The organism is Streptomyces sp. NBC_01217, from assembly GCF_035994185.1.
In the GTDB taxonomy this organism is placed as follows: Bacteria; Actinomycetota; Actinomycetes; order Streptomycetales; family Streptomycetaceae; genus Streptomyces.
In genome coordinates, this window is the sequence record NZ_CP108538.1 from 4,696,177 (window position 1) to 4,720,796 (window position 24,620).

Sequence of the window (24,620 nt, forward strand, 5' to 3'; positions counted from 1 at the left end):
CTTTGACCCGTCGGTCACCGCCACTGACTGAGGAAGTACTCAGACGCGGAAGCGTCGGGGGTCGGCAAGGCGGCTGCCCCAGTGGTAAGCGATCGCGACGGCCATGTAGCTGCCGAGGCTGGTCAGTAGCGTGAGAGACCAGTCGGCGCCCGCCTCCTGGGCGGAGCATCCGCCGAGAAAGGCGGCGGCCAGCGCAAGTCCGGCGGAGATGCGAGTCAGTACGCGACGTGCCTTTGTCGGTGGCTTGACGTACCGGGCCACGACATCCAGCTCGTCCGGCTCGCCAAGGCGCACCGAGCCGCTGGAGACGTAGAACGCGACCAGGCTGACGCCGGTCTGACTCGTGACACCGACGACCGTACCGAGTGCCATATCGCCGCGATCTCGGACGACGTCACCAAGCGCAAGCTTCATCGGATCCCCCTTCGGGACTAGGCAGGCCCATCTCGATCAACTCATAAAGAGGTCTTCTCTTCAACTCCTCTTTATGAGTTGCCATGACTATGACGTGCCTCTCCCTGACTCGTCAAGACCTCTTTATGAGTCGTAGGCTGAGCGCGTCAGAACGACAGGACGGTGAGCACCACATGGCAGTCGCATACGAGCGGATCGCGGACGAGCTCAGGCAATCCATCCGCGCAGGTGAACTGAGGCCTGGTGACCGCCTGCCCGCCGAGTCGAAGCTCGCTGAGAAGTACAAGCGGAGCGTCCCGACCATTCGCGACGCGCTTCGTCTTCTGCGGGACGAGGGCCTGATCGAGAAGCAGCACGGCCGCGGCAACTTCGTCCGTCAGTCTCGAACGACCGTGCTGCGGACCAACCTCCGTCACCAGTGGGAGAAGGACCGCGCGCGCGAGCCGGAGCCTGTGCGGCTGAGGACAGGCGCGACAGAGCATGACACCGGTCTGGAGATAGACGACCTCGTCTTTCATGCGTCCTACCGCTACATCGAGTCGGACGAGCGCCTGTCCGGGATCTTCGATGTCCAGGAGGGGACACCTCTTCTGGAACGCACGTACCGAACGCGATACGCCGTTGAGAGCGCCCCATTCAGTCTGGTGACCTCCTACATCGTCCGAGGCCTGATCGAGGGGAACCCCGATCTCCTGGACGAGACCAACGAGCCATGGCCGGGCGGCACGCAGAACCAGCTCTTCACCGTGGGAATCGAGCTCAGCCGCATAGAGGAACACGTAACCGCTCGGCCACCCACGCCGGAGGAAGCGGAAGAGCTGGAGCTGCCGCCGGGGACATCGGTCCTGGTTCTCCGGAAAACGTCGTTCGACACCGACGACCGCGCCGTGGAGATGTCTGACGTCACGCTGCCTGGTGACCGCACGGAAATGCTCTTCACTACTCCCCTGGAAAGGTGGTGAGTGCCGTGCGTCGGCGCATCATCATCGTCACGGCTGTCCACCCCCCGTCCGCCCCGTTCTTGGCAGACGCCTACAAGTCTTTGTGCAACCAGGGGCTGCCGGACGGGTGGGAATGGCACTGGCTCATTCAGGAAGACGGCCGGACCGACGAGGTCGCCCCCCATGTCCCCGACGACGAGCGCATCACCTTCCGGCAAGGGCGTCCTGGCGGTCCTGGTGTTGCCCGCACCATGGCTCTCGCGCGCGCGGACGGCGAGTACATCAAGATCCTTGATGCCGACGATCAGCTGCCTGCTGGTGCGCTTGCCCGCGACCTGGCCGCGCTCGAAGGTGACTCCAGCATCGGCTGGGCCACCTCGCGCGTCCTCGACCTGCTGCCCGACGGCACGACGGTCGGGTTCGACGGGGATCCCGAGGCCGGCGCCATCGAGCGAGGAGCTGTACTCGAATTTTGGAAGGCGAACGGGTTCCGCGCCCAGGTCCACCCGGCGACCCTGTTCGTCCGCCGTGGCCTGCTCCTGGCGCTGGGCGGCTGGATGGCTCTTCCCGCCTCGGAAGACACCGGCCTGTTGCTCGCGCTGAATGCCACCAGCCGCGGATGGTTCTCGCCGGAGGTCGGGCTGTTGTACCGGAAGTGGCCTGGACAGGCCACCAGCCAGGCTGCGCACACCGATGCCGGCGAACGCGATGCGCGCATGGCGATTATCGAAGCCAGGGCTCGGGAGCTGGGCTACTTGGGGTGGGGTTACCCGACCACGGGCACTTCGTAGACGATCTCGCAGTATGCGGCAGGTACGACGATGTCCGCCGTCTCGACCGGCTTCCCATCGCTGCTGTAATAAGTCCGCTCAATACGCGTGACGAGCGCGCCCCGCTGAACGCCGAGGAGGACCGCCTCCTCGGCGTTTGCTTGTCCCGGCTCCGGCCTCTCTACCGCACGGCTGACCGTAATTCCGATCTCGGCCATGCGACGCACGACGCCCGTCCCTGCATACGGCCCACCCTCCGGCAGCACCACGAGCGTGCCGGTTGTGATGCTGTACGGCTCCCAACTTGTCGACACATGCGTCGGCTTGCCGTCGGACAAGTACTCGTAGGCAGTGCGCACGCAGTAGTCCCCCTCTGGGACGCCGAGACGTGCCGCGATGTCCGGTGGAGCCGGCACCATTGCGTCACTCCGACTCTCCCAGGTGCCCCCCTTGCCGAGTGCGGCCACGTCGACGCGCAGCGGTGAGCCTTCAGGCTCACCGCTGTACAGCGAGCGGACCATACGCAGCCGTTCCCGCGGCTCAGCGACGTAGGTCCCCGATCCGGCGCGGCCTTCCAAGACGCCCTGCGAGATGAGCACCTCCTGGGCGCGCCGGATTACGGCCTCACCCACACCGCATTCCTCCCCTAGCTGAGCGCGGGAGGGTAGCCGGTCGCCCGGTGTCCATTCCTGATCCGCGATGCGCTGTCTCAGCACGTCAGCGATCTGGAGATAGGGCGGCTGCTCAGGCATATAGAAAATCTAGCCCACTACGTCTAATCTAGATAGCTAGCTCGTTCCTAGCTATCTAACATGACTCGGAGTGATCAATGGCGGCAAGGCGCCTTGCTCTCTCACCCGAAGCTCGTGCCGATGACATCGCAACATGTCTCGCCGCAGCTGGGTTCGCTCCGCGCCTGCAGGACCGCGAGGACCACATCGCCATAGAGACAGAGCTGCCGAACTCGGTCTCCGCCGAGTCCTGGCACGAGCTCCTGTTGCTGCTGCAGAAGGCCGATTCCTTCGGGCTCGACAGCAGCGAGAGCGGCCGCACATTACGGGTCGCTGTACGTAAGAACACCCCCGCGACGACCGACGTCGTCCGGGGGCACGGCCATCAGCTATAGGGAGCTGATCAGCGTGTTCGACCATATCCGCCGCACTGCCGCATGGGCGAGAGGGCGACTCGTGCCTGCTTCTGGACGGCAGGGCCGCAGTTTGTCGGCAAGCCCGCCGCCGATGAAGCCGAAGGCATTGCCCGTTCCCAAGCCCCAGCAGCCTGCACAGCGCTCAGATTCCACCCGCGAGGAACACTCCACACTCGTCCGGCCGTACATGCTGACCGTCGAGGAACGTGCCCGTCGGTGGAGTGAACCGCAGCCCCGCACGCTGCTGGTGTGCCCGCACATCGACATCACAAAGGCCGCCTGATGCCTACGGGACGGCAGCAGCCGATACACCCCAGAAAACTGACGCCGTACCACTCCATTCCTTGCCGCATCGGTACGCACAGCCAGTGCGACGAGATGGAGACCGCAACCGGGCCGAGCGCACTCCCGGTGATCTACGAGGCGTGCGCCTGCCAGTGCCACCGATCCAGCATCCAGAGTGGCGGTGATTCGCAGCAGTGACAGCCAATCGCTATCAGGACATCGCGGACGATCTCCGGCAGGGCATCGAGACTGGCTTGCTCCGAGCTGGGGACCAGCTGCCCGCGGAGACAGTTCTCGCCCGCCGGTACACAGCCAGCGTGCCCACCGTCAGGGTCGCCCTCGGGGTTCTCCAGGACGAAGGACTGATTGAGAAACAGCACGGCCGGGGCAACTTCGTCCGCCGTCCGTTCGAGCGGATCACGTACTCCAACGATTGCTTCGCGCGGGACCGGCGAGCGGCGTTCAACACTGCTCTGCACGTAAGTGTCAGCGTCAGTGAGGTGCAGGCCGGGGACGAACTGTCGGCCCTCCTGCAGGTTCCGAAGAACACCGTCCTCATCGAGTACGTGTACCTCAGCAGCCAGGGAGCGTCCCCGCACAGCCTGGTGCACATCTACGTACCACGCAGCGTCGCGCGCGCCAGCACACCGGACGCGAGCCGGTCGCCCTTGGGCGATGACATCCGGGGCCGGCTCGCCGAGACCGGCATCGAAGCGACGTCGACTGTCGACCGTCTTACGGCTCGTCTGCCGACCCCCAGCGAAGCGAAAACCCTTCGGCTCGGCGCTGGGACGCCCGTGCTGGCCGTCGAGCGAGTGTCTATGGACGCCTCGGGCCGGGTGGTGGAGGCAGCCCTCCTGGTCCTCCCTGGCCACCGGACAGAAGCCGTCTTCACCACCCACGCACCGATCGAGGAACTGGAGTCAGCGGGATGACCGACAACCTGAACGAAGCCAACCCGTCGCAGATGCGCCTGCTTCCGTGGACCACGGCCGGAGGTGACCCGTGCTACTTGAGCCCTGACGGCCGGGGCGGTGTGATGTCGAGGATCGCCGACGAGATGGAAGCGGCACAGCTGACCACGGCTACGGATGTTCTCGAAGCGGCACAGGACACCCTGACCAACCGGCACGCGGACAATCGTGAGCTCCGGATCGCTCTGGCGCGAGCGGCGGTGGCGTTGTCCGACGTGCTGCGCGTCGCAGAAAGCCGAGGCGCCCGCTTGCCCGGTTCGGACAAGCAGCTTCCGGCCGACGAGAACGGACGGGACGAAGGTCCGCGACTTCCCGCCGGGGCATTCGGATGACCACGGCGGTTGAGCGCATAGTGAGGAAACGCGGTCGACGGCGGTCCGAGCGGCCCGCGACCTACTGCGGTTGCTGTACGGGGCACCGCGAGATCTGGTGTCCGGACTGCTGCGGCTTCTCGGGATGCCCAACCTGTCACTTCAATTTTCGAGTCCCGTGCCCTGTATGCGCGGGCGGCAGATGGCAACCCATCCGCTGGTGACAGCCCCATAGGCTCCGCTCCGGTTCCACGCACCCTTGGACAGGTCGAGGCCGGAGCGGAAAAGGGTCCCGCACGCGGAAGGAGTGAGGCGACGTACGCCGATGCACTGCCTCACGACGGCAACCGCTCTGGGACAGCAGCGCCTCCCCCGACGCTGCTCGCGGCCCGGCTCTCAGCTGAGAGCCGGGCCGCGCCATGTCAGGGAAGAGTCTCGGCATCCACCCGCGAGAAGATCAGGTCGCTCTCTTCGACAACCGGCCCCCGCCAGCGAACCGGTACTGCGGCCTCTTCACCCAACGCCGTTGGGTAGCTCCCTGGCGAGTAGTCATTGGCAAGCCGATACACATGAAAACCGTGTTTGCGCATGGTCGCCAGCAAGTCGTCAGCGGAATCGCCCAGCTGGGCCATGCGAGCAGGAGTTACCTCAACGGTGATCTCGGCATCCGGCCGGAGACTGTCGAGCATCGGTTCCAGTCCACGGACGACACCGCCCTCTGAGCCCTCCACATCGATCTTGATCACGCGGGCCCGAGCGATCTCCACCGGATCGAGCGCCTCGGGCAGCGGAACGGCCTCGATCTCGAACGTCGACTCTGCCGGACCCTCGTACGGAACGATGCTGTTCGCGCCCATATTGGCCGAGCTGGCAAGAATGAAGGTCAGCATGGTTCGCCGGTCGTCGACCGCCAGATTCACTGCGCGGATGTTCCGGCAGTCGTTCAGCCGAGCTTGCTGTAGGAGCCGACGGTGGAACTCTGGGGACGCCTCGATTGCCACCACGCGGCCCCTGTCCCCAACCAGCTGAGAGGCGAGCACGCTGTAGTAGCCGACGTTGGCTCCGACATCCACGAACGTGTCGCCGTGGCGGAGCCTCCGTCGGAGCCAGCGAGACATGTTCGGCTCCCAGACACCGAACATGTAGATGTAGCGCTGGATGAGGTCCTGTGTATCGACGGCGAATTTCGGTCCGTAGACGGTGTCGACCACGCGTCGGCGGGGGTTGTCCCGGAGAAGCGGATTCAGGCAGCGGGCAGCGATCGGGGCCTTACCGACCGAACCAGGGGCGCGGCGCACGTACCCGCGCCCCAAGGTGATCAGTGCCTCTACCAGGGGATTCGTCATCCACTCGTCTCTCCGCAGTGCGCCCGGGAACCGTAGCGTCGGGGGCCGGATACTCCCATGGTCCACTACGGCCAGCGCAAGGCGTCAGGACGCGGCTGGAGTCCGGCGGTCCTGGTCGAACGGCAGGTCCAGCATGCGGATGGCATTTCCGCGCAGCAGCTTGTAGGCGACGTCTTCAGGAAGGCCCCCAACGTGATCAGCCGCGACCTCCTTCGTGTGCGGCCACGTGGAGTCGACATGTGGGTAGTCGGTCTCGAAGGTGGCGTTGTTCACCCCCACGGTCTCGATCGAATCGATGCCGTGCTTGTCACGGAAGAAGCAGCAGAACATCTGCCGGTAGTAGTACGTGGACGGCGGCTCAGGAATCAGATCCTTCACGCCGCCCCAGGCCCGGTGTTCCTCCCAGACGTCGTCGGCGCGCTCCAGGGCGTACGGAATCCACCCCATCTGCCCCTCGCTGTATGCGAGCTTGAGCCGCGGAAACTTCACCAGCACGCCGCTGAACAGGAAATCCATCATGGACGCCATGGCGTTGTTGAAGCTCAGGGAGGCCTGTACCGCGGGCGGCGCATCGGGGGAGGCTGCCGGCATCTGTGACGACGAGCCGATATGCATGTTCACGACCGTGCCGGTCTCCTCGCACGCGGCGAAGAAGGGATCCCAGTAGCCGGTGTGGATCGAGGGCAGCCCGAGGTATGTAGGGATCTCGCTGAAGGTCACGGCACGCACGCCACGGGCGGCATTGCGCCGGATCTCGGTGACCGCGAGCTCAACATCCCAAAGCGGAATCAAGCACAACGGAATCAGCCGGCCACCGCTGTCCCCGCACCACTCCTCAACCATCCAGTCGTTGTAAGCCCGGACGCATGCGAGTCCGACCTCCTTGTCCTTCGCCTCGGAGAAGGTCTGCCCGCAGAAGCGCGGGAAGGTGGGGAAGCAGAGCGATGCCTCAACGTGGTTGAGGTCCATGTCAGCCAGGCGCGCCTTCGGGTCCCAGCAGCCACGCCGCATCTGCTCCCGCGTGATGCCGTCGAGGGTCATCTCGTCCCGCGAGAAGCCAACGGCGGCGATGATGCGCTTGTACGGGAAGATCAGGCCCTCGTACTCCCACCAGTCGGTCAGCTGACCAGCTGGATCCGTCGTGAACCGGTACTTCCCACCCACGTACTCAAGCTCGCCGATCCCTGCTGTGAACGGCTTCGGGCCCTTGTCGCGGTGCCTCCTCGGAAGCCAGGTCTCGAAGAGATGCGCGGGCTCGATCACGTGATCGTCCACGCTGATGACCTTGGGGAGATCGCTGGTACTGCTCTCGTTGCTGATCATGTTGTACCCCCAGCTGTTCGCCGGTTCGACCGGCTTGAATCTGACGCCCCATCAGATTGAGACTATGGGCTCGCCTCGTCGACGACAAGGAGGAAGTGACGTCTTGCCCTCTTGCAGGATCAGGCAAGGTGCGATGAACTGACGAGTCGTCAGTTAAGCCTGAGGGGCGCAGCATGCAAACGATCTGGCTCACTGAGGCGGAGTGGTTCGCGATACTCCGCATCGGCCTCGGCCTGTGGTGGCTGGAGAGCTGGCGCCACAAGGACAAGAAGGACTGGTTCGCGGGCGGCGGTATCAGGTGGGCGTCAGGAATAGCCGACAAGCATCGGTGGCCGTTCGTGCGGAGGGGCTTCGATCTGGTCGTGAAGCCTCGCCCGCGCCTGATGGCGTACATCGTCGCCTACGCGGAACTGGCGCTCGGACTCGGACTCGTCGTTGGCTTCCTCACGCCGATTGCCTTGACCGCCAGCCTGGTTCTCAGCCTGATCTACCTCGTGTTGATGATCCACGACTGGGCAGAGCAGGGGCAGAACCTGATGATGGCCCTGATCTCGGCCGTCGGCCTGTTCGGCGCGTCATGGCGAAGCTGGGCGCTTGACGACACCTTTGGGCTATTCCTGCAGTAGGGGCGATTCGGAATAGGCAGTGGGTGAGTGGGCGCCAGTCTCCGTGGATACCGATTCGCCCGGAGCTGGCGTGCGTCGAGACAGCGCCGAGCGGGACGCGGTGCGTTTCTACATCCACCCCGCGTCCTTGGTCACCGCCCCGGCTGCGTCCGCCTTGGATGCTTCGATCGCAGCGTGGTTGGTGGCCTGGTGATCGTTCCGTCGCGGCCCCAGTTGCTGGTCATGTCCGACTGTGGCTGTAGGCGCGGGTTCGGCTTGGGGGAGATCTGAGACTGAAGATCCGAGTGGGTCGATCTCGGCGTTGCCGATTAACCGGGTCAATGTCTCTGGTTGTTCCTGGTCCGGCTGGATCACTTGTTCACCCAGTGGGGTGGCGGTGATTTGCCCGTCGTTGTTCTGGCTTGCGTTGCCCTGGTAAACCGATTCCACATGAGGCGGGAAGTCCTTCTCGTCGCCAAGGAGAAAGGGCGCACCTCTGTGGTGACGTGGTCTGCGGGCGTATTGGTCGAAGAGTCTCCGAATGCCGCGCCGGTTCAGGGTCTTATCCGTGCACTACGGCGCTGCGAGTACGAGGTACAAACCACCCGAGACTCTGGCGTTCTACAGACGGTCGAGTCGGGGGGACCTGTATTGCGCGTTACGCCTCACGACAATGACGACGCCTGTGGATATCAAGGCACCCACGCGGCGTACTCCCTGACGTGGGCCATCCCGATGCTTTGCCAGTTTCAGCAGCGGCTCGATGGTCTACTGCCGCAGGAGATTACTCAGATGGGAAGGGTATGTGCGCACTGTCAGAAGAGCATCAGGGGAGGAGATCAAGCTGTCCTCAACCCCGGATGCGTTCACCTGGCTTGGTGGGATCTGACTGTGGCGCAGACGCTTCGAGCGGAACCGACCCCGCCCGAGGACCTGTTGAGAGCGAGCGCCTTGGCAAAACAAGATGCCAAGATTCCGATGCCGGAACCCTACAAATGGGTTGAGCTAGCCGAGAGGGTTTACTTCTGGGAGGAAGCTCACCCCGCTCCGGAATTTGCCCCGGAAGAGGCACTGGCCCTGGCTGGAGTACGACGCCACCTGCTGCAAAACAGACTTAGCCATGCTGACGAAGATGTTCGGTGCTTGATGAAGGGCGCCCATGCCACTGGATCCGGGCCGACCAGACTTGCAGCTCTGTCTGGGGTGAGTCGGCGCACGATTCCGAGCTGGCTGGATGCCGCCTCCCTCGCGGCCTCGACCGTGGCTCGGTAAGGCCAACCAGTGGGCCGTCGTCTTGCTTGGTCACACCAGCAGCGGTGACTTCTCTTCAACGATTCCTGTACCTCACGGCCGTCGGCACTCGTAAGATCACCCAGTCATCTTTAGGAGTGCATCGGTGTCTGGGGGACAAGTTGGGGACCGGCGAGCAGCTCGTGACCATCGCGGCTGTGCTGTTGGGTGCGCTCACGACGCACCTGACGAACTACGCGATGGAACGGAACCGGAATCGGCAGGCGCTTCTGACCAGGTGGGACGGCTCCAAGCTCAGCGCGTACGAGAACTACGTTGACACCGTGCGGGCCTGCATCTTCCTCGCAGTGGAGCTCTACGAGGTCAAGAACGACCTCCGGACCAGTACGAAGACCGAGGCTGAGCTTCTTCTCGAACTGGGGCAGGCCGGACGTGAGCGAGGCCGGGCCTTCGAGCGCGTGATGCTGCTTGGCGGTGACGATGTCGTGGAGGCCGCTCACCAGCTGGCCTCGGCCGGTGCGCAGGTCGACTGGCAGGCCAAGGGGACGGCCGAAGGAACGTTGGACGACTGGCGGGAGCGGAACCGAGTCGTCTTCCGTGAGATCAACGAGTTCCATGAGCAGGCTCGTGTGGATCTGGGGGTGCAGGGCAGCGTGAAGGGCGAGAAGCATCCCGAGCGTGATCTCCTGCTTCCGCCTCAGAGCCGCGATAACGACAGCGCAGGCGCATGAGAAGCCGGCCTGAGTGGCCGGAGTGAGAGACTGCACCGAGGTGCGGATCTGTTTCGACGGGATCGGCCTTCGCGGGTCAGCTGTGGCCGACAGAGGGGACCGTGGCCATCCTCTGGCCAAGGTTCCACGGCCGAAACGATGAGCCGGTACGCTGTAGGCGCTCCGCCGCAGGTGGGCGGGGCGAGGGTGGGTTGCCCGAGCGGCCTAAGGGAACGGTCTTGAAAACCGTCGTGGCAGCGATGTCACCGTGGGTTCAAATCCCACACCCACCGCAGGTGAACGGCCCCTGACCAGGCGAATCGGTCGGGGGCCGTTCCCTTGCGGGCTGTTCGTCAACCACCGTGGTTCCCCGTCAGTTCCTGTCAGATCGGGCACGGCAGGGGCACGGGCACGTTGGCAGCAGTGGGAGTCCGTAGGATGGCGGACGGGGCGGAGCCGTAGCGCAGTGGTCGTCGCGCGCGGTCTCCAAAATCGCGAGGACGCCGGTTCGAATCCGGCCGGATCTGCCTTCCCGTCCGTCGTATTTGGCGTGTCTGCCGTGCGGTACCGGGCGCTCCGGCACGGCTTGGTTGTGTTGGGTACGCCTGTGGCACTGGGGCGGCGTGGGCCTTATAGCGCTTCGTCTCGGGCCAGGATCAGGCTGACCGAGCCCTCTTCGAGATTGATGCCGCCCTCAAGATGCTCGTGGTACCCGTCCCCGAGATCGGGATCTGCGAGCCCATGAGTCGCTCAGCCAGGTTCCGCAACCCTGCGGCATTGGCCGCGACGGTGATCTCCGTTGCTGAGCCGCACACCTTGATCCGGGGTTCATCCATGCGGTCACGCTGCGGCGAGCCTTCACCACCCATCTCAACCCACCACTCACCTCAGCTCACATCCGTCGCTTACATGAGCCTCCAGGCCACTTACCAGGACAAGCCCGGGGATGCCCTCGCACTCGTCACAGCAGCCCAGGACCAGGCCCCAACTGCTGTGGGGACAACGACTCTCGTACTGGCCATGCTCGCCATGTGAGAAGCCTTCGCCCATGTCGCCCTCGGGAACCACAGCGCCACCCACGGCGCGATCACGGAAGGCCACACCTACTTCGGGCCGGATCAGTCTCGACGGGGCGTGCCACACGGCCATGGACGCGCTTGCCCCGGCGGCGGCCGTCAGCTCGCGACGAGTCGCCGGCCACCTCCGGGAGTTCTACGAGCAGCTGGAGCGCTTCCGCCGGGAGTCGGCCGCGGTGGCGTTGGTGTCCCGGCTCCGGGAAGTGCTGCCCCGCCAGATCAGCGGATCGCCTCGTCCATGAGCACGTAGAGCAGTCCGACGAGGGAGCCGCTGCTGACGATTTCGCGGCGGTCGATCATGCCCCGCACGTCGGCCAGCGGGATCCACTCGATCCGGTCCGACTCGTTCTTCTCGGTCGGCGGTCCTTCGTACGTCGCGCCGTCGGCCCGGAAGACGTGGTGTTGGGAGTCGGTGATGCCGTTGGCGGGCTCGGCGTAGATCAGCAGCTTGACGGGGCCGGGGTGCCAGCCGGTCTCCTCCAGAACCTCACGCGCAGCAGCGTCGGCCGGGGTCTCGTCCTCTTCGACCAGGCCCATGGGCAGCTCCCACGCCCACGTGTCCGTGATGAAGCGGTGCCGCCACATCATCAGAACCTCGCGCCGCTCGTTGATCACGGTCCAGGCGGTTGTCAGTGGCCGCTGTTAGCGTCCGGCCGTTCTGGAAGAGCTGTGTGGGGAGGGGCCGACATATGGGCGCGTCGGGGTGGGACTACTCGGTGCCGTATCAGGAGGATCTCGTCGGAGCGTTCGACGCGCTGCGACGGAAGGTCTTCGCGGAGCGGGACTACTACTGGGGCCCGGGCGGCGATTGGAGGCCGGAGGAAGAACGGCTGCCGTGGCCCGGGACCGAGGAGGAGTTGTGGGAGCACGAGCTCGTCCAGCACGACGGGACGCACTCGATCCTCGACATCTTCAAGATCATCGGGCCCGATGAGGAGCCGGATTATGGCACGGTGAAGCAGGTGACCGAGGAGGAGGCGCTGCGTGTCCTGGGCACGCGGAAGCCCACCCGGGATCACGTGCCCAGGTTCGAGGAGTTCGACCATTGGCGTTGGTATGGGCGGTGCGCCGTGCTCCATGGCGACCAGGGGGAGCCGCAGGAGATCTACTTCTGGGGTTTCTCCGGCGACTGAGCCGCCCCGGTGGACCAGGTGTGGACCGCCGGAGGCGGCGAGGGGCCCGGAGGACGGGGAACGAGCAGGTCAGGCACGTACGGCAGGCTTCCCGCAGCACCCTCTTGAAAACCGTCGTGGCGGCGACGCGACCGTGGGTTCGTGCGGTGCGCGGGGCCGTCCCGGGCTATCGGGTCGTCCCAGGCCCGTCCGCGCAGCCCCTGCTGAGGCGGGCGGCCGAGGCGATGGTGGCGCGGGCCTCGTGTTCGGTGAGGCCGGTGTGGATGGCGGCCTGGGTGAGGGCGTCTGCCAGGGCGTCGCCGAAGCCGTGTTCGTAGGCGCGGCAGGCTGCCCAGAAGAGTCGTGTGTTGCGCTGGCCCTCGCGTGCCGCGAGGACGAATTTGACCAGTCCGCGGCCCTGGTCGAGCCGGGCCGCGGGGTGGTGAGGGCGTGCGGGGGGCGTGAGCAGGCCAAGGAGTGCGCGGGGGCAGGGGGCCGGTGGGAGGTCGGCGGTGCCGGGGGCGAGCCGGTAGGTGCCGTGGGCGGTGACCGAGCCGGGGCCCACCAGGTAGCCGCCGGTGCCGCGGACGTCGATTCCGGGGGCGAGGCGGCTCGCGGAGTTCGGTACGGGTATGCCGGGCGGGCCGGTGAGCCAGATGTGGCGGCCGCCGCTGGGCGTGAGGACCGTGACGGTCGGCGGGATGGTGAACAGGTGGTGCAGGGCCAGCTGCTGGAGGGAGACGGCGGAGTCGTTGCGACCGGTGGTGTCGATGTCCAGGTCGATTCCGATGAGGTGGTGCGGGGGCCGGCCGCAGGCGATGCCGTAGCCGGTGGCCCAGGGGGCTGCGGCGAAGAGGGCGCGTACGGCGGCGGGATCGGTGGTGGCGTCGTGGACGCCGTGTCCGGGAAGTCCGCAGGCGCCCCGGCAGGTGACCGGCCGGTCCTCGTTCCGGTGCGGGGAGGGCAGGGCGGGGAGCTTGCGGGCGGAGAGCGGGATGACGGGGAGCCCGCGCTCGGCGGCGGAGAGCGCGTGGGCCAGGGCCAGGGTGGCGGTCTGCCGGTCGATGATGGCCATGAGTCTATTTTCGTACACGTGTTCGAAGAAGGGAAGAGGGGAGGGGGAGGGGGTGGTGCGCCGGCGCGGCGGTGCCGGAACGCTTCTTCTCTTGGGGGGTACGGGATCGGGTCGGCCCGGAGAGGGTGCGGTGGGGGTGTGGGCTGGGGCTTTGAGGGCGCGGGAGGGTTTATCGGGCGTTCCTCATGCTTGCGGGGGAATCGGATCACATGGGTGGTTCGCCGGGGATTCGGTGGGCAGCTTTGGTCTCGCGACGTCGTGACCAACACCGGGGCGGTCGGCCAACTGCCCTGGAACAAGCCGTACTTTCGGTTCCTGGAGGAATTGACATGGCAAGCATCCGTACCGCTCGTGCCCTCGCCGCTGTTGCGTCCCTGCCCCTTGCCGCCGCGCTCTTCGGTGGTGTGGCGCAGGCCGACAACGGCTCGTTCGCGAACGACGGATCGAACGCGGCCGTCGCGACGATCGTCGGCAGCGGCGTCGGTGGCAACAACTCCGGTAATTCGTCCACGTCTCTGCAGCAGGCCGTCGGCGCCGGAGCGTCGAACCAGAGCAACTCCGCGCAGGTGAACGGATCGGCGTTCACCCCGATCTACCAGCACAACGAGAACGTCGCGGTGAACTTCACCAATCTCTGGTGAGCCGTGGCCGGTCATGGGCCGGTCGGGGGGTCGGGTCACGGCTGGGTGAACAGCGGCCTGTGCAAGGGCACTTCGGTTTCCTTGCACAGGCCGCTCCGCGTTGCCCGGCGGTGGATCACGGGGGTGTCGTCGACCTTGACAGCGACCATGAATCTGACGGACAGTCAGAAATCCATCCTGATCCGCACCCCGTGTCCGGGAGGCAGCCGCCGTGCACCTCGCCCAGACCGAGCGCCAGCGACAGCTGCGCGCCGAACTCCGCACGTACTTCCGCCAGGTGATGCCCGCGAGGGACGCCAGGACCCGGCCCGGTGCCGAGGACCCGGCCGAACAGCGCCGACTGCTGCGCCGCATCGGCGCGGACGGGATGCTCGGACTCGGCTGGCCCGTCGAGTACGGCGGTCGGGGCCGCGGCCCCGACGAGCAGTTCGTCTTCTTCGACGAGGCCTACCGGGCCGGGGCGCCCGTCTCGATGGTCACCCTCAACACCGTCGGACCGACGCTGATGAAATACGGGACCGAGGAGCAGAAGGCGTACTTCCTGCCCGGAATCCTCAGCGGCGACCTCGTCTTCGCCATCGGCTACAGCGAGCCGGAGGCCGGTACGGACCTCGCCGCGCTGCGCACCAGGGCCGTGCGGGACGGCGACTCCTGGGTGATCGACGGGCAGAAGATCTTCACCAGCAACGCGCAGAGCGCCGACTGGATCTGGCTCGCCTGCCGCACGGACCCGGACGCGCCCAAGCACCGGGGCATCTCGATCATCCTGGTCCCGACGGACGCCCCGGGCTTCGCCTGGACGCCGATCGAGACCGTGGGCGGACTGACCACGACGTCCACGTACTACGACGCGATACGGGTGCCGGTCACCCATCTGGTCGGTGCCGAGAACGGTGGCTGGGGGCTGATCACCAACCAGCTGAACCATGAACGGGTGGCCCTCGCCGCGATCGGCATGCAGGCCGAGGACTTCTACGAGTCGGCGCTCGCCTTCGCCCGCACCCCCGACCCGGTGACGGGCAGGCGGCCGGTCGACGAGCCATGGGTGCGGACCCGGCTGGCCGAGGCGTACGTCCGGCTCGCGGCGACGCGCCTGCTCAACTGGCGGCTGGTGGGGGACGTCGGCGCGGGTTCGCTGTCCCCGGGCGAGGCGAGCGGCGTGAAGTTCGTCGGGACCGAGAGCGCCGTCGAGGTGTACCGGATCTGCCAGGAAGTCGTGGGGGACGCGGGCACGGTGCGGGGCGGTTCGCCCGGCTCCTTCGGGGGCGGGGAGCTGGAGCGGATGAACAGGGCGGCGCAGATCAACACCTTCGGGGGCGGAGTGAGCGAGGTGCAGCGGGAGATCGTCGCGACGATGCGGCTCGGCATGAAGAAGGGCGAGCGATGACGGGCGCGCAGGAGGAGCGCGACGAGTTGTACGTGCGGCTCAAGGAGTTCGAGGGGCGCGCCGCCGCGACCGCGGGCGTCGGCAAGGACCCGGTCAACGAGCCGATGATCAGGCACTGGTGCGAGGCGATGGGGGACACCGGTCCCGCCTACACGGGACCGGAGGTGATCGCCCCGCCGGCCATGCTGCAGGCCTGGACGATGGGCGGCCTCTCGGGTCACGCCGACCGCTCCCCGGCGTACGAGGGGCTGTTCGGCCTGCTCGACGGCGCGGGGTACACCTCGGTGGTCGCGACCGACTGCGAGCAGGAGTATCTGCGGCCGCTGCGGCCCGGCGACCGGATCACGTTCGACGCGGTGATCGAGTCGGTCTCGGAGCGGAAGACGACCAAGCTGGGGACGGGCTACTTCGTGACGACGCGGACGGATGTCCGCGCCCAGGGCGAGCCCGCTGGGACGCACCGGTTCCGCATCCTCAAGTACACACCGGCGGCGGTGAGGCGCGCATTGCCCCGCACCGGCCGGGGCCTGCGCCCCAGGCCCGTGATCAACCGTGACAACGCCGGGTTCTGGCAGGGCGTGGCCGGGCACAGGCTGCTCATCCAGCGGTGCGGCGGATGCGGCACTCAGCGCTTCCCCTGGCTGCCGGGGTGCAACGCGTGCGGCTGCCAGGAGTGGGACACGGTCGAGGCGAGCGGCGAGGGCACTGTATTCAGCCACGTCGTGATGCATCACCCGCCCTTCCCCGCCTTCGGCACCTCCGAGGCGGGCGGACCGTACGCGGTGGCGCTGATAGAGCTGGCCGAAGGGGTGCGGATGGTCAGCAATGTGGTCGGCGTGCCGTACGACAAGGTGCGTACGGGAATGCCGGTGCGGCTGGAATTCCTCCGCACGGACGCGGAGTTGGAGCTTCCGGTCTTCCGGGGAGGCGAGGACTGACATGGACTTCGCACCCACCGAGGAGCAGACGGCGGCGCGTGGTCTCGCGGCGCGGATCTTCGGGGACCTGTCGACGCACGAGCGCCTGGTCGAGGCCGGCACGGGGACGGACGCCGAGCTGTGGAAGGAGCTGTGCACAGCCGGACTGCCCGCGGCCGTCGAGGAGATCGGGCTGCTGGGCCTGGTGCTCCTGCTGGAGGAGCAGGGCCGGACGACGGCGCAGGTGCCGTTCGCGGCGAGCTGTGTGTACGGGCTCCTCGCCGTCGCCGGGCACGGCACGGACGAACAGCGGGAACGGCTGCTGCCCCCGTTGCGGGACGGTACGGCCGTAGCCACCGGGGCGTTCCCGGCGCGCGGTGGAGTACGGGCGGACGGCGGGGGGCGGCTGGAGGCGCGGCTGAGCGGAAGCGTGCCGTACGTACCGTGGCTGCGGGACGCGGATCTTGTCGTCGTGGCGGCTTCGGACGGGGACGTGGGCTCGGACAGGGACGCGGGCTCGGACGGGGACGCGGGCTCGGACAGGGACGCGGGCTCGGCCTCGGAGGCGGGCCCGGACTCGGGCCCGGGGCTGTGGATCGTACGGACCGCCGATACGGGTGTGGCGACGGAGCCGGTGGAGACCACGGCGCCGTGGTCGGCGGCGCGGCTCGTCCTGGACCGGGCGCCCGCGGAGCGGCTCGGGGGCGCCGGGGCGTACGAGGCGCTGCTGGCCGTGAGCCGGACCGCGTTCGCCGGGTTGCAGGCCGGGGTGTGCGCCGGTTCGCTGGCCCGCGCTGTCGCCCACACGAACGCCCGGGAGCAGTTCGGGCGCCCGCTCTCCACCAAGCAGGCGGTGCTGCTGCGCGCCGCCGATGCCCATATGGACACCGAGGCGATACGCGTCACCGCGTACGAGGCGGCCTGGCGGTACGACACGGGGCTGCCGTACGGGCCCCAGGCGCTGACCGCCGCCTGGTGGGCGTCGGAGGCCGGAAAGCGGGTGGTGCACACCGGACAGCATCTGCACGGCGGAACGGGCGCGGACCTCGACCACCCTGTACACCGCCACTTCCTCTGGGGCCGTCAGCTCGACGCCCATCTGGGTTGTGGCAGCGAAGTACTGCAGGAGCTCGGCCGGTTGCTGGTTAAAGGGGAGGTAGCGGAGTGAAGGTCGGTGAGGAGCTGGCGCCGCTGGAGATCGCGGTGACCCGCACCCTGATCGTGGCGGGCGCCATCGCCTCCCGCGACTACCAGGACGTGCACCATGACGCGGAGCTGGCCCGGGAGAAGGGCTCCCCGGACATCTTCATGAACATCCTGACGACCAACGGCCTGGTCGGCAGGTACATCACCGACCGCCTCGGCCCGTCGGCCGTGCTCCGCAAGATCGCGATCAGGCTGGGCGCTCCCAACTACCCGGGGGACACGATGATCCTGACCGGCACGGTCACCGCCCTCGGGGACGACGGGACGGCCGAGGTGTCGGTCGTCGGCGCCAACGGTCTCGGCAGGCATGTCACCGGCACGGTGACCGTCAGCCTTGCGGAGGGGTCGGCATGAGCGTGCGCAGGGCCGACTCGCTCGGCGGCAGGGCAGCGGTCGTGGGCATCGGGGCGACCGAGTTCTCCAAGGACTCCGGGCGCAGCGAACTCAGGCTGGCCGTCGAGGCGGTGCGGGCCGCTCTCGACGACGCCGGGCTGACCCCCGCCGATGTCGACGGCCTGGTCACCTTCACCATGGACACCAGCCCCGAGATCACCGTCGCCCAGGCGGCCGGCATCGGGGAGCTGTCCTTCTTCTCCCGCATCCATTACGGGGGCGGGGCGGCCTGCGCCACCGTCCAGCAGGCGGCCCTGGCAGTGGCGAGCGGGGTGGCCGACGTCGTGGTCTGCTACCGCGCGTTCAACGAGCGCTCCGGGCGCAGATTCGGCTCCGGCGTGCAGCAGCGCGAGCCCACCGCGGAGGGCACGGCGCTCGGCTGGAACCTTCCCTTCGGACTGCTCACACCGGCCTCCTGGGTCGCCATGGCCGCCCAGCGCTATCTGCACACCTACGGGCTGACGCCGGACGCCTTCGGCCATGTCGCGGTCACCGACCGGCGCCATGCCGCCCGTAACCCCGCGGCGTACTTCTACGGGAAGCCGATCACCCTGGCCGACCATGCCGCATCGCGGTGGATCGTCGAACCCCTGCGGCTGCTCGACTGCTGTCAGGAGACCGACGGCGGGCAGGCGATCGTCGTCACCGGCGTGGAGCGGGCCCGGGTCCTGCCGCGGCCGCCTGCGGTGATCGTCGCCGCCGCTCAGGGAGCCGGGCGGGCGCAGGAGCAGATGACCAGCTTCTACCGCGACGGTCTGACCGGGCTGCCGGAGACGGGAGTGGTCGCCCGGCAGCTCTGGCGCAGCTCCGGCCTCTCCCCCTGCGACATCGATGTGGGCATCCTCTATGACCACTTCACCCCGTTCGTCCTGATGCAGCTGGAGGAGTTCGGCTTCTGCGCACCGGGCGAGGCCGCCGACTTCGTCGCGGCCGACGCGCTGCCGCTGAACACGCACGGCGGCCAGCTGGGGGAGGCGTATCTGCACGGGATGAATGGCATCGCGGAGGCCGTCCGGCAGATCCGGGGCTCGTCGGTCAACCAACTGCCGGGCGCGGCCAGAGCCCTGGTCACGGCGGGCGCAGGCGTACCCACGTCGGGACTGATCCTGGGCACGGACGACTGAGTGCGCGGGCGGCCGAGTACAGGAACGGCCGAGCTGGGGGCGCCGGGGGCGACCCTGAGCCATGATGACGACGGCTCCACCTACAGGAGGTGGAGCCGGCCCCACCCCTACACCCTGAGGCGGACGCGGTTTCGGGACCTGGGGCCGATCCCCGCAACGGCGCCCGCTCCTAGCGTGGAGCCATGACCACGCCAGTCTGCACGGGCACCTCCGGGGGAGCTGCCATTACCGGACACGTCCCGCACGGCTCGTACGCCGCGCGCGCCTCGCACGCCGCGCGCACGCCGTACGCCCCGCGGGCTCCGCACGCTCCGTATCCGTCGTTCTCCTCGTTCGTACGGGCGCGGGGGCCCGTACTGCTGCGCGCCGCGCGCTCGCTCACCGCGAACCCCAGCGATGCCGAGGACCTGCTGCAGACCGCGCTCACCAAGACATACGTCGCCTGGGAACGGATCGAGGACCACCGGGCGCTCGACGGCTATGTCCGCCGGGCACTGCTGAACACACGTACCTCGCAGTGGCGCAAGCGCAAGGTCGACGAGTTCGCTTGCGACGAGCTGCCCGAGCAGGAGACAGCGCCGGTCTGTGACCCGGCCGAGCATCAGACGCTGCGCGACGCGATGTGGCGTGCCGTGCTGAAGCTTCCCGACCGGCAGCGGGCGATGGTGGTCCTGCGGTACTACGAGGACCTGAGCGAGGCCCAGACGGCCGAGGTGCTCGGGGTCTCCGTCGGCACGGTGAAGAGCGCGGTGTCGCGTGCGCTCGGCAAGCTCAGGGAGGACCCGGAGCTGGCTCCGGTGCGGTGACCCTCCGGGGGAGAGGGAGAGGGAGAGGGAGAGGGGGGCGGCAGTGCGCCGGCCGGTCTGATTTTGCCGGACGACACCGATTCGTACTCCCGGGACTAGTGACATACCACCTGGTATGTGCGCAGAATCAGCGGAACCTTACTGCCGCGTAGCGCCCACCGGGAGGACGCCGTGCTCAGCACCATGCAGGACGTACCGCTGACTGTCACCCGCATCCTCGAACACGGGATGACGATCCACGGGAAGTCCCAGGTCACGACCTGGACAGGCGAGCTGGAGCCGCAGCGTCGCAGCTTCGCCGAGATAGGCCGACGGGCCACGCAGCTCGCGAACGCACTGCGCGACGAGCTCGGTGTCGACGGTGACCAGCGGGTGAGCACCCTCATGTGGAACAGTGCTTTCAAAACATCCACGCCCTGACCTGCCGAAACGCGCAAAGCCCCACAGGTGAAAGCTGTGGGGCTTCATGCGTCGACGCTTACGGCTCGCAACCGGACGTCATCACTCCGTCAGCGAATCACGGCGGCCAAGATCGAGCAATGCAGGATAGAACCTGCATACAAAAGGATCATGAACGTTCAGCGTGGGACTCGTGCCACGCGTCATCCCGCCCGACCGGTGTACCAGGAGATTGAGTACGGCGCCGTGAGTCCGCTCCTCGACAACCTGCTCCGCATCGCCGACGCGATCGGTGTGCCGCTCGCCGACCTTGTACGCGAGTAAGCCCCGGCCAGCCGACGGGGGGACGGCGGACCGGGGCGGTCTTCAGGGCGGGGCTACTCGCGGTTGTCGTCGTGGTCCGTGGGCAGCACCGTGTGGCCTTCGGACCAGTGGTTCACCCAGCCGCAGCCTGCGCACGCGTAGCGCCCATCAATGCCGTGTACCTCGGTGCCGCAGCGTCGGCAGTTCGTGCGGGTGATCTCGCCGCCCGCTGCTGTGGCGGCCCTAGGCACTGGTTCGGGATGCCGAGTCATGCTCGGAGGCTACCCCCGACGGCGCCGGGTCAGGCGCGTGTCCGGACTGCCAGCCGCAGTTCCCGCACAGCCACCCGCCGGTAGGGGTCTGCTGAGTACCCGCTCCACATCGTGGACAACCCATCGTGTTCTCCCATCGTGTACGTGTAGCCGCTGTTCCACCCGCAGGACTGCGAGCAGAACCAGCGACCGAGATTGTCTTCATACGCAAAGGCGCCGCAGTTCGGGCAGTTCACTTCTGGCCCTTCTCATTCGGCGCCGTCACGGGTGGCACCTCTCCTTGATTGGAGTCCGACCGCCAGATCAGGGTGACCCCGTGCTCCTCGCAGTACGCCCCGCTGTCGTCCTCGACCGGGAAGTCGTGCGGGCCTTTCGGACAGCGGGTCATCGGCGGACTGCCCGCCACGCACGGCCGAGACGTACGGCGGTCGGGCATGATGCCCCGGCGCGGCAGGTGGCGCAGCTGTAGGTGTGGCCGATCAAGGTGCGGTACGCGGCATCCGGCGCGGCGGCCGGTTTCGTCTGGGCGGTCACTGCTTGGCCTTGCACTGGTCGCACTCGCAGGCCGGGAACGAGGTGCGGGGCTCCACGGTCTTGAGAGGGGTGACCTCGGCCTCTGGGCGAATGACCCGCGTCCGGCCGTAGCGGTCCACCTCGTACACCTTGATCGTCATTGCCATGTCGGCTCCAGGTCAGTGGCTGGTGAAGACATGGTGTGGGCACAGCAAGGCCCCGACTATCACGACATGGTGATAGCCGGGGCCAAAGGGTTACTGTCGGTCAGACTCCCAGCCAGGAGCCGTAGGACAAGAAAGTGTCCGGCAGCTGGCGCTTCGCTGCCTCAAGTCCGTCGTACGTCTCGCGAACAGTCTGGTGATACCGCGCCTGCTGCGGCGCCGCCTTCCGTGCCCGCAGGAGATTCGCGAACGCGTCGTCGAGGTCCCCGGACCACATCTGCGCTCGGGCCACCTCGGCATAGTGGTGCGACCGTCGCGAGGCCGGCCACTGCTGCGGCACGGCAAGTTCCCGGCCCAGCCGGGCAGCGGTGTCGTACTCGGCCAACTCAGCATGCACCGACACCCGGTGTACGCCGACATTGGTCGGGCCGAAGGCCAGCCAGTAGACCTTGGCGGCCTCGCCTGTGGCGACCGCGATTCGCTCAGCCTCGGCCAAATGACCAACGGCTGTGTCACCGGACTGCGCCCGGGCCGCCATCACTGCGGCTCCCAAATGCAGCTGCCCAGTGACTACGTCCCGGGTGCGCCCTGACTCGGCCTGGCCGAGGGCATCGAGCCCCGTACGAATGAGCCGCTGGCCCGTCCGGTACTGACCGGCCCGGAGGTAGGTAAGTGACCGCATGTATCGATAGATGGCGCCTACCACCGCACCCGAGCCGCGTTCGGCGGCCCACTCCATGCGGGACAGGGCGATCGTCGCCAGGTCCGGAAAGCCCAGCTTCGATGCCACGTCGTAGGCAGTCCGGTAGTAGTCGGCGAGGAGCAGCCACCCCTCGGACGTGGCGGCGACGTGTGCCGCGGTGGTGGCTTCGATGATCAGCCCGGGCAGCTGCCCGGCGGTCCGCTTGATCTCACCTTTCCGGACCGCAGCGAGTAGCGCTTCGGAGTCGTCGTGCAACATCCGGTGCGGGCGGGGAGTAATGTCCGGATCGGCGCCGAGGTCGTAGACGTCCAGCGATTCCCTGATGGGCTGGATCAGCACGTCCAGCTCATCGGCGCGCAGTTCAGTGACGTACGGCTGGCCGGTGACGGTGGCGACCTCAACACGCATGGCGCGGGCGAGACTTGCGATGACGTGTGGGGACGCCGGGATGACGCCCTGCTCGGTCTTCGTGAGGGTGCTGTACGGCACCTGCGACAGGTCGGACAGGGCCCTTTGGGTGAGGTGGCGTTCGAGGCGCAGCCGCTTGATGCGCGCGCCGGTGTGGTCATGCGGAAGAGAGTGCATACTTGCTCCCAGTTCTGACTCGACACCAGAACGGTACCCGCCGCCGACGCCGCTGGTACCTCCGAAGACCCCATCGCCCCCGTGCTGATGGGGTCTTCGCGCATCCCTGACGCACGAAAGCCGCCCCCTGCCCGGCCGTAGCCGGGACAGGGGGCGTGGTTACTTCTGGGAGAGCTGCCAGAGGGTCAGGGCGAGGCCGACCACGCCGACCAGTGCGGCGAGGGACGGCAGCGGCCACCTGGCCCGCTGAAGCTCGGCGAGCGCAGCGGTGGCGTGCTTCTGCCGCTCCGTCTCGCCACGTTCGAGGGTGTCGAGGCGCGTTTCCACGTCGACAAGCCGCCGGTCGGTCTGGTCTCCGCGCTGCGCGAGCAGAGCCAGGGATCCGTTGACGGTGGCGAATCCTTCGGCCATGGTGCCGCGCAGCTCGGCGAGCGCGATTGCTACGGCGGCCGTATCGGTCGGCTCGGTCACTCGCGGTCCTCGGTTTCGACCAGGCCGAGGCCGAACCGGTCGAGCAGCTGCTCGACGGCGGGGTGTGCCATGACGCGGGCGGCGATACCGGCCACGGCGGCGGCTGAGGCGGCAGCGGCGACCAGCCACGGGGCGGCGACGGCGAGGGCTTCGGAGTCGGCGACGATCGCGGCGAGGGCGGGCAGGACCGCGACGACCGCGGCAAGGGTCTGGAGCGCGGTACGGATGGCGCGGACGTTCTTCGGGCTCATGGGCCGGTTGTTCCTTCCGGGGGTGCGAGGGCCCGCCCGGCGCGGTGCGCGCGGGCGGGCCGGGGCGATGGGTGATCAGGCGAACAGACGGGCCCACGTCTGCGGGCCGGGGTATCCGTCGGCGTCGCTGCCGCTCCACCCCTGCGCCTGCTGGAACGCGCGGGTCGCGTTGCGGTCGGCGTCGGACCACTTCGGGCCGGGGCCTACCTTGTAGAACCGGCCGTAGCCGCGGGCGACCAGGCGCTCGCCGAGCTTGGTCACGTACGCGTTGGACTTGCCGGCGCCGAACTTGTCGGCTCCGGGGAACGGCGTCTTCGCCGTGGTGGTCGTCTTGCCGGGCAGAGTGCCGAGCAGGGACCGCAGGGAGCTTTCTCCGGGCACGCCGTCGGCGTCGGCGCCGGAGTATCCGAGGGAGCGCTGATAGGCCGCGTACGCCTCGGTGTCAGCGTCCGACCAGGTCGGCCCGGGGCCAACCTGGTAGTAGCTGCCGAACCCCTTCGCGACCAGGGCCTCGCCAACGGCCGTGACGTGCGCTCCCTGGGCGCCGTAGCCGTAGGTGAGTCCGTTGATGGTCACCTGGTAGCGGGCCACGCCGGACGTTCCGCCGGACGGAGCGGTGTCGCCGGTCGGGGGCGTGTACCCCTTGGCGGGCATGCCGGCCTGTACCCACGCGTAGAGCTTGGTACCGGGGCACTGCGTCGCGATGCCGTCGCGGTGACCCTTCTTGGCGAGGGGCCGGCCGGTCTTGGCGCACGCCTCGTCGTACAGGGCGCGGCACGCGGCGAGCGCGGCCGTAGTCGGCTCCTGGTCGCCGCCGATGGCGATCTGTACGCCGATGCCAGACACGTTGTGCCCGGGGCAGTGCGCGCCCTGGCGGGTCCAGCCACGGCCCTCGAAGATCTCGCCCGCCTGCGAGACGACGAAGTTGTACCCGATGCCCGCCCACCCCTGCGCGAGGTGCTCGGCCTCGATGGCGCGCGGGATGGCATAGCCGGTGCGCGTGATGTGGGACGCGCCGTCGTAGTGAACGAAGAACTCCGTACGGGAGCTGAGCGCGACCGTGGCGGGGCCGCTGCTCTGGGGGTCGTTGTCCCACGGCTTCGCGCCCCATGCGGCGCGACTGATGATCGAAACGGACACGGGCT

At 67.8% G+C, this 24,620-nt stretch carries 29 protein-coding genes, 2 tRNA genes and 4 pseudogenes; 21 read left to right on the top strand and 14 right to left on the bottom strand.

Annotation, left to right across the window (positions count from 1 at the left end; genetic code table 11):
- Positions 1–39: 39 nt before the first annotated feature.
- Positions 40–414 (bottom strand): hypothetical protein, encoded by a 375-nt coding sequence (locus tag OG507_RS20710; protein ID WP_327368689.1) that lies wholly within the window; start codon positions 412–414, stop codon positions 40–42.
- Between the two features lie 173 nt (positions 415–587).
- Here OG507_RS20710 and OG507_RS20715 point away from each other — a divergent pair, with 173 nt between their 5' ends.
- Together OG507_RS20715 and OG507_RS20720 are read left to right on the top strand one after the other, a co-directional pair.
- A complete protein-coding gene (locus OG507_RS20715) occupies positions 588–1,376 on the top strand; it encodes a GntR family transcriptional regulator (RefSeq protein ID WP_327368690.1) in 789 nt (262 codons plus the stop codon).
- A gap of 5 nt (positions 1,377–1,381) precedes the next feature.
- Positions 1,382–2,146: a glycosyltransferase family 2 protein gene (locus OG507_RS20720; RefSeq protein WP_327368691.1), complete on the top strand. Its 765-nt coding sequence runs from the start codon at positions 1,382–1,384 to the stop codon at positions 2,144–2,146.
- Here the strand turns inward: OG507_RS20720 and OG507_RS20725 are convergent.
- Entirely contained in the window at positions 2,122–2,877 is a 756-nt protein-coding gene (locus OG507_RS20725; protein ID WP_327368692.1) for a GntR family transcriptional regulator, read from the bottom strand. The genes OG507_RS20720 and OG507_RS20725 overlap by 25 nt on opposite strands.
- Before the next feature lie 77 nt (positions 2,878–2,954).
- Between OG507_RS20725 and OG507_RS20730 the strand changes: the two genes are divergently transcribed.
- The 4 genes from OG507_RS20730 to OG507_RS20745 all read left to right on the top strand — a co-directional run bounded on the left by OG507_RS20730 (position 2,955) and on the right by OG507_RS20745 (position 4,863).
- Positions 2,955–3,251 carry a hypothetical protein gene (locus OG507_RS20730; RefSeq protein WP_327368693.1) on the top strand — a complete coding sequence of 99 codons (297 nt, stop codon included), beginning with the start codon at positions 2,955–2,957 and terminating at the stop codon, positions 3,249–3,251.
- Between the two features lie 13 nt (positions 3,252–3,264).
- Positions 3,265–3,555: a hypothetical protein gene (locus OG507_RS20735; RefSeq protein WP_327368694.1), complete on the top strand. Its 291-nt coding sequence runs from the start codon at positions 3,265–3,267 to the stop codon at positions 3,553–3,555.
- A gap of 196 nt (positions 3,556–3,751) precedes the next feature.
- Entirely contained in the window at positions 3,752–4,492 is a 741-nt protein-coding gene (locus OG507_RS20740; protein WP_327368695.1) for a GntR family transcriptional regulator, read from the top strand.
- Positions 4,489–4,863, top strand: coding sequence for a hypothetical protein (locus OG507_RS20745; RefSeq protein ID WP_327368696.1), 375 nt, complete (start codon positions 4,489–4,491; stop codon positions 4,861–4,863). Before OG507_RS20740 ends, OG507_RS20745 begins: the two co-directional genes overlap by 4 nt.
- A gap of 401 nt (positions 4,864–5,264) precedes the next feature.
- On the opposite strand, the gene OG507_RS20750 is transcribed toward OG507_RS20745, so the two are convergent.
- Entirely contained in the window at positions 5,265–6,188 is a 924-nt protein-coding gene (locus OG507_RS20750; protein WP_327368697.1) for an FkbM family methyltransferase, read from the bottom strand.
- Between the two features lie 84 nt (positions 6,189–6,272).
- The gene (locus tag OG507_RS20755; protein WP_327368698.1) at positions 6,273–7,511 is read right to left on the bottom strand and encodes an amidohydrolase family protein; all 1,239 of its coding nucleotides are present in this window, start codon (positions 7,509–7,511) and stop codon (positions 6,273–6,275) included.
- A 173-nt stretch (positions 7,512–7,684) separates the two neighbouring features.
- Here OG507_RS20755 and OG507_RS20760 point away from each other — a divergent pair, with 173 nt between their 5' ends.
- Positions 7,685–8,137 (top strand): DoxX family protein, encoded by a 453-nt coding sequence (locus tag OG507_RS20760; RefSeq protein WP_327368699.1) that lies wholly within the window; start codon positions 7,685–7,687, stop codon positions 8,135–8,137.
- 108 nt (positions 8,138–8,245) lie between these two features.
- Here OG507_RS20760 and OG507_RS20765 read toward each other — a convergent pair whose 3' ends face one another.
- Positions 8,246–8,566: a hypothetical protein gene (locus tag OG507_RS20765; protein WP_327368700.1), complete on the bottom strand. Its 321-nt coding sequence runs from the start codon at positions 8,564–8,566 to the stop codon at positions 8,246–8,248.
- A gap of 983 nt (positions 8,567–9,549) precedes the next feature.
- On the opposite strand from OG507_RS20765, the gene OG507_RS20770 reads away from it, so the two are divergent.
- From OG507_RS20770 to OG507_RS20780, 3 genes are all read left to right on the top strand, one after another.
- Complete coding sequence (locus tag OG507_RS20770) at positions 9,550–10,098, top strand: hypothetical protein (protein WP_327368701.1); 549 nt, start codon at positions 9,550–9,552, stop codon at positions 10,096–10,098.
- A gap of 185 nt (positions 10,099–10,283) precedes the next feature.
- Positions 10,284–10,370: transfer RNA gene (locus tag OG507_RS20775), tRNA-Ser, on the top strand.
- A gap of 159 nt (positions 10,371–10,529) precedes the next feature.
- Positions 10,530–10,604, top strand: a tRNA-Trp gene (locus OG507_RS20780).
- Between the two features lie 103 nt (positions 10,605–10,707).
- Here the strand turns inward: OG507_RS20780 and OG507_RS40405 are convergent.
- Positions 10,708–10,806: pseudogene (locus tag OG507_RS40405) on the bottom strand (Imm32 family immunity protein); the annotation flags it as partial.
- 171 nt (positions 10,807–10,977) lie between these two features.
- On the opposite strand from OG507_RS40405, the pseudogene OG507_RS20785 reads away from it, so the two are divergent.
- Positions 10,978–11,395, top strand: a pseudogene (locus OG507_RS20785) (hypothetical protein); the annotation flags it as partial.
- Here the strand turns inward: OG507_RS20785 and OG507_RS20790 are convergent.
- Positions 11,373–11,768: pseudogene (locus OG507_RS20790) on the bottom strand (NUDIX hydrolase); the annotation flags it as partial. The pseudogenes OG507_RS20785 and OG507_RS20790 overlap by 23 nt on opposite strands.
- 74 nt (positions 11,769–11,842) lie before the next feature.
- Here OG507_RS20790 and OG507_RS20795 point away from each other — a divergent pair.
- Complete coding sequence (locus OG507_RS20795) at positions 11,843–12,286, top strand: hypothetical protein (protein ID WP_327368702.1); 444 nt, start codon at positions 11,843–11,845, stop codon at positions 12,284–12,286.
- A 166-nt stretch (positions 12,287–12,452) separates the two neighbouring features.
- Here OG507_RS20795 and OG507_RS20800 read toward each other — a convergent pair whose 3' ends face one another.
- On the bottom strand, positions 12,453–13,340 hold the full coding sequence (locus OG507_RS20800) for a bifunctional DNA primase/polymerase (RefSeq protein WP_327368703.1): 888 nt from the start codon (positions 13,338–13,340) through the stop codon (positions 12,453–12,455).
- A 329-nt stretch (positions 13,341–13,669) separates the two neighbouring features.
- On the opposite strand from OG507_RS20800, the gene OG507_RS20805 reads away from it, so the two are divergent.
- The 9 genes and pseudogenes from OG507_RS20805 to OG507_RS20845 all read left to right on the top strand — a co-directional run bounded on the left by OG507_RS20805 (position 13,670) and on the right by OG507_RS20845 (position 20,537).
- Entirely contained in the window at positions 13,670–13,981 is a 312-nt protein-coding gene (locus tag OG507_RS20805) for a hypothetical protein (RefSeq protein ID WP_327368704.1), read from the top strand.
- Between the two features lie 211 nt (positions 13,982–14,192).
- Complete coding sequence (locus tag OG507_RS20810) at positions 14,193–15,368, top strand: acyl-CoA dehydrogenase family protein (protein WP_327368705.1); 1,176 nt, start codon at positions 14,193–14,195, stop codon at positions 15,366–15,368.
- Positions 15,365–16,306, top strand: a complete 942-nt coding sequence (locus OG507_RS20815; protein ID WP_327368706.1) for a bifunctional MaoC family dehydratase N-terminal/OB-fold nucleic acid binding domain-containing protein — start codon at positions 15,365–15,367, stop codon at positions 16,304–16,306. Before OG507_RS20810 ends, OG507_RS20815 begins: the two co-directional genes overlap by 4 nt.
- A 1-nt stretch (position 16,307) precedes the next feature.
- On the top strand, positions 16,308–17,453 hold the full coding sequence (locus tag OG507_RS20820; protein ID WP_327368707.1) for an acyl-CoA dehydrogenase family protein: 1,146 nt from the start codon (positions 16,308–16,310) through the stop codon (positions 17,451–17,453).
- Positions 17,450–17,845 (top strand): MaoC family dehydratase, encoded by a 396-nt coding sequence (locus OG507_RS20825; RefSeq protein ID WP_327368708.1) that lies wholly within the window; start codon positions 17,450–17,452, stop codon positions 17,843–17,845. Before OG507_RS20820 ends, OG507_RS20825 begins: the two co-directional genes overlap by 4 nt.
- The gene (locus tag OG507_RS20830) at positions 17,842–19,008 is read left to right on the top strand and encodes a lipid-transfer protein (protein ID WP_327368709.1); all 1,167 of its coding nucleotides are present in this window, start codon (positions 17,842–17,844) and stop codon (positions 19,006–19,008) included. Before OG507_RS20825 ends, OG507_RS20830 begins: the two co-directional genes overlap by 4 nt.
- Positions 19,009–19,190: 182 nt before the next feature.
- Positions 19,191–19,814 (top strand): SigE family RNA polymerase sigma factor, encoded by a 624-nt coding sequence (locus OG507_RS20835; RefSeq protein ID WP_327368710.1) that lies wholly within the window; start codon positions 19,191–19,193, stop codon positions 19,812–19,814.
- Between the two features lie 171 nt (positions 19,815–19,985).
- Positions 19,986–20,213 (top strand): annotated as a pseudogene (locus OG507_RS20840) (fatty acid--CoA ligase); the annotation flags it as partial.
- 171 nt (positions 20,214–20,384) lie between these two features.
- Positions 20,385–20,537 (top strand): helix-turn-helix transcriptional regulator, encoded by a 153-nt coding sequence (locus OG507_RS20845; protein WP_327368711.1) that lies wholly within the window; start codon positions 20,385–20,387, stop codon positions 20,535–20,537.
- A gap of 53 nt (positions 20,538–20,590) precedes the next feature.
- Here the strand turns inward: OG507_RS20845 and OG507_RS20850 are convergent, their stop codons facing one another.
- From OG507_RS20850 to OG507_RS20875, 6 genes are all read right to left on the bottom strand, one after another.
- Positions 20,591–20,788 (bottom strand): hypothetical protein, encoded by a 198-nt coding sequence (locus OG507_RS20850; RefSeq protein ID WP_327368712.1) that lies wholly within the window; start codon positions 20,786–20,788, stop codon positions 20,591–20,593.
- Positions 20,789–21,318: 530 nt separating this feature from the next.
- Positions 21,319–21,468, bottom strand: coding sequence for a hypothetical protein (locus OG507_RS20855; protein WP_327368713.1), 150 nt, complete (start codon positions 21,466–21,468; stop codon positions 21,319–21,321).
- A gap of 100 nt (positions 21,469–21,568) precedes the next feature.
- Entirely contained in the window at positions 21,569–22,753 is a 1,185-nt protein-coding gene (locus OG507_RS20860; RefSeq protein ID WP_327368714.1) for a helix-turn-helix domain-containing protein, read from the bottom strand.
- Between the two features lie 159 nt (positions 22,754–22,912).
- Positions 22,913–23,224 carry a hypothetical protein gene (locus tag OG507_RS20865; protein WP_442811001.1) on the bottom strand — a complete coding sequence of 104 codons (312 nt, stop codon included), beginning with the start codon at positions 23,222–23,224 and terminating at the stop codon, positions 22,913–22,915.
- Positions 23,221–23,475, bottom strand: coding sequence for a hypothetical protein (locus OG507_RS20870; RefSeq protein WP_327368715.1), 255 nt, complete (start codon positions 23,473–23,475; stop codon positions 23,221–23,223). The genes OG507_RS20865 and OG507_RS20870 overlap by 4 nt, the downstream gene beginning before the upstream one ends.
- A gap of 75 nt (positions 23,476–23,550) precedes the next feature.
- The gene (locus OG507_RS20875) at positions 23,551–24,615 is read right to left on the bottom strand and encodes a peptidoglycan-binding protein (protein WP_327368716.1); all 1,065 of its coding nucleotides are present in this window, start codon (positions 24,613–24,615) and stop codon (positions 23,551–23,553) included.
- Positions 24,616–24,620 lie beyond the last annotated feature (5 nt).

Excerpts from the sequence above, each read along its gene's own strand:
- OG507_RS20760 (WP_327368699.1), top strand. The coding sequence starts at position 7,685 with ATGCAAACGATCTGGCTCACTGAGGCGGAGTGGTTCGCGATACTCCGC.
- OG507_RS20830 (WP_327368709.1), top strand. The coding sequence starts at position 17,842 with ATGAGCGTGCGCAGGGCCGACTCGCTCGGCGGCAGGGCAGCGGTCGTG.
- OG507_RS20820 (WP_327368707.1), top strand. The coding sequence starts at position 16,308 with ATGGACTTCGCACCCACCGAGGAGCAGACGGCGGCGCGTGGTCTCGCG.
- OG507_RS20815 (WP_327368706.1), top strand. The coding sequence starts at position 15,365 with ATGACGGGCGCGCAGGAGGAGCGCGACGAGTTGTACGTGCGGCTCAAG.
- OG507_RS20795 (WP_327368702.1), top strand. The coding sequence starts at position 11,843 with ATGGGCGCGTCGGGGTGGGACTACTCGGTGCCGTATCAGGAGGATCTC.
- OG507_RS20745 (WP_327368696.1), top strand. The coding sequence starts at position 4,489 with ATGACCGACAACCTGAACGAAGCCAACCCGTCGCAGATGCGCCTGCTT.
- OG507_RS20845 (WP_327368711.1), top strand. The coding sequence starts at position 20,385 with ATGAACGTTCAGCGTGGGACTCGTGCCACGCGTCATCCCGCCCGACCG.
- OG507_RS20855 (WP_327368713.1), bottom strand. The coding sequence starts at position 21,468 with ATGGCAATGACGATCAAGGTGTACGAGGTGGACCGCTACGGCCGGACG.
- OG507_RS20750 (WP_327368697.1), bottom strand. The coding sequence starts at position 6,188 with ATGACGAATCCCCTGGTAGAGGCACTGATCACCTTGGGGCGCGGGTAC.
- OG507_RS20835 (WP_327368710.1), top strand. The coding sequence starts at position 19,191 with ATGACCACGCCAGTCTGCACGGGCACCTCCGGGGGAGCTGCCATTACC.
- OG507_RS20860 (WP_327368714.1), bottom strand. The coding sequence starts at position 22,753 with ATGCACTCTCTTCCGCATGACCACACCGGCGCGCGCATCAAGCGGCTG.
- OG507_RS20850 (WP_327368712.1), bottom strand. The coding sequence starts at position 20,788 with ATGACTCGGCATCCCGAACCAGTGCCTAGGGCCGCCACAGCAGCGGGC.
- OG507_RS20715 (WP_327368690.1), top strand. The coding sequence starts at position 588 with ATGGCAGTCGCATACGAGCGGATCGCGGACGAGCTCAGGCAATCCATC.
- OG507_RS20725 (WP_327368692.1), bottom strand. The coding sequence starts at position 2,877 with ATGCCTGAGCAGCCGCCCTATCTCCAGATCGCTGACGTGCTGAGACAG.
- OG507_RS20870 (WP_327368715.1), bottom strand. The coding sequence starts at position 23,475 with ATGAGCCCGAAGAACGTCCGCGCCATCCGTACCGCGCTCCAGACCCTT.
- OG507_RS20710 (WP_327368689.1), bottom strand. The coding sequence starts at position 414 with ATGAAGCTTGCGCTTGGTGACGTCGTCCGAGATCGCGGCGATATGGCA.
- OG507_RS20800 (WP_327368703.1), bottom strand. The coding sequence starts at position 13,340 with ATGGCCATCATCGACCGGCAGACCGCCACCCTGGCCCTGGCCCACGCG.
- OG507_RS20755 (WP_327368698.1), bottom strand. The coding sequence starts at position 7,511 with ATGATCAGCAACGAGAGCAGTACCAGCGATCTCCCCAAGGTCATCAGC.
- OG507_RS20805 (WP_327368704.1), top strand. The coding sequence starts at position 13,670 with ATGGCAAGCATCCGTACCGCTCGTGCCCTCGCCGCTGTTGCGTCCCTG.
- OG507_RS20730 (WP_327368693.1), top strand. The coding sequence starts at position 2,955 with ATGGCGGCAAGGCGCCTTGCTCTCTCACCCGAAGCTCGTGCCGATGAC.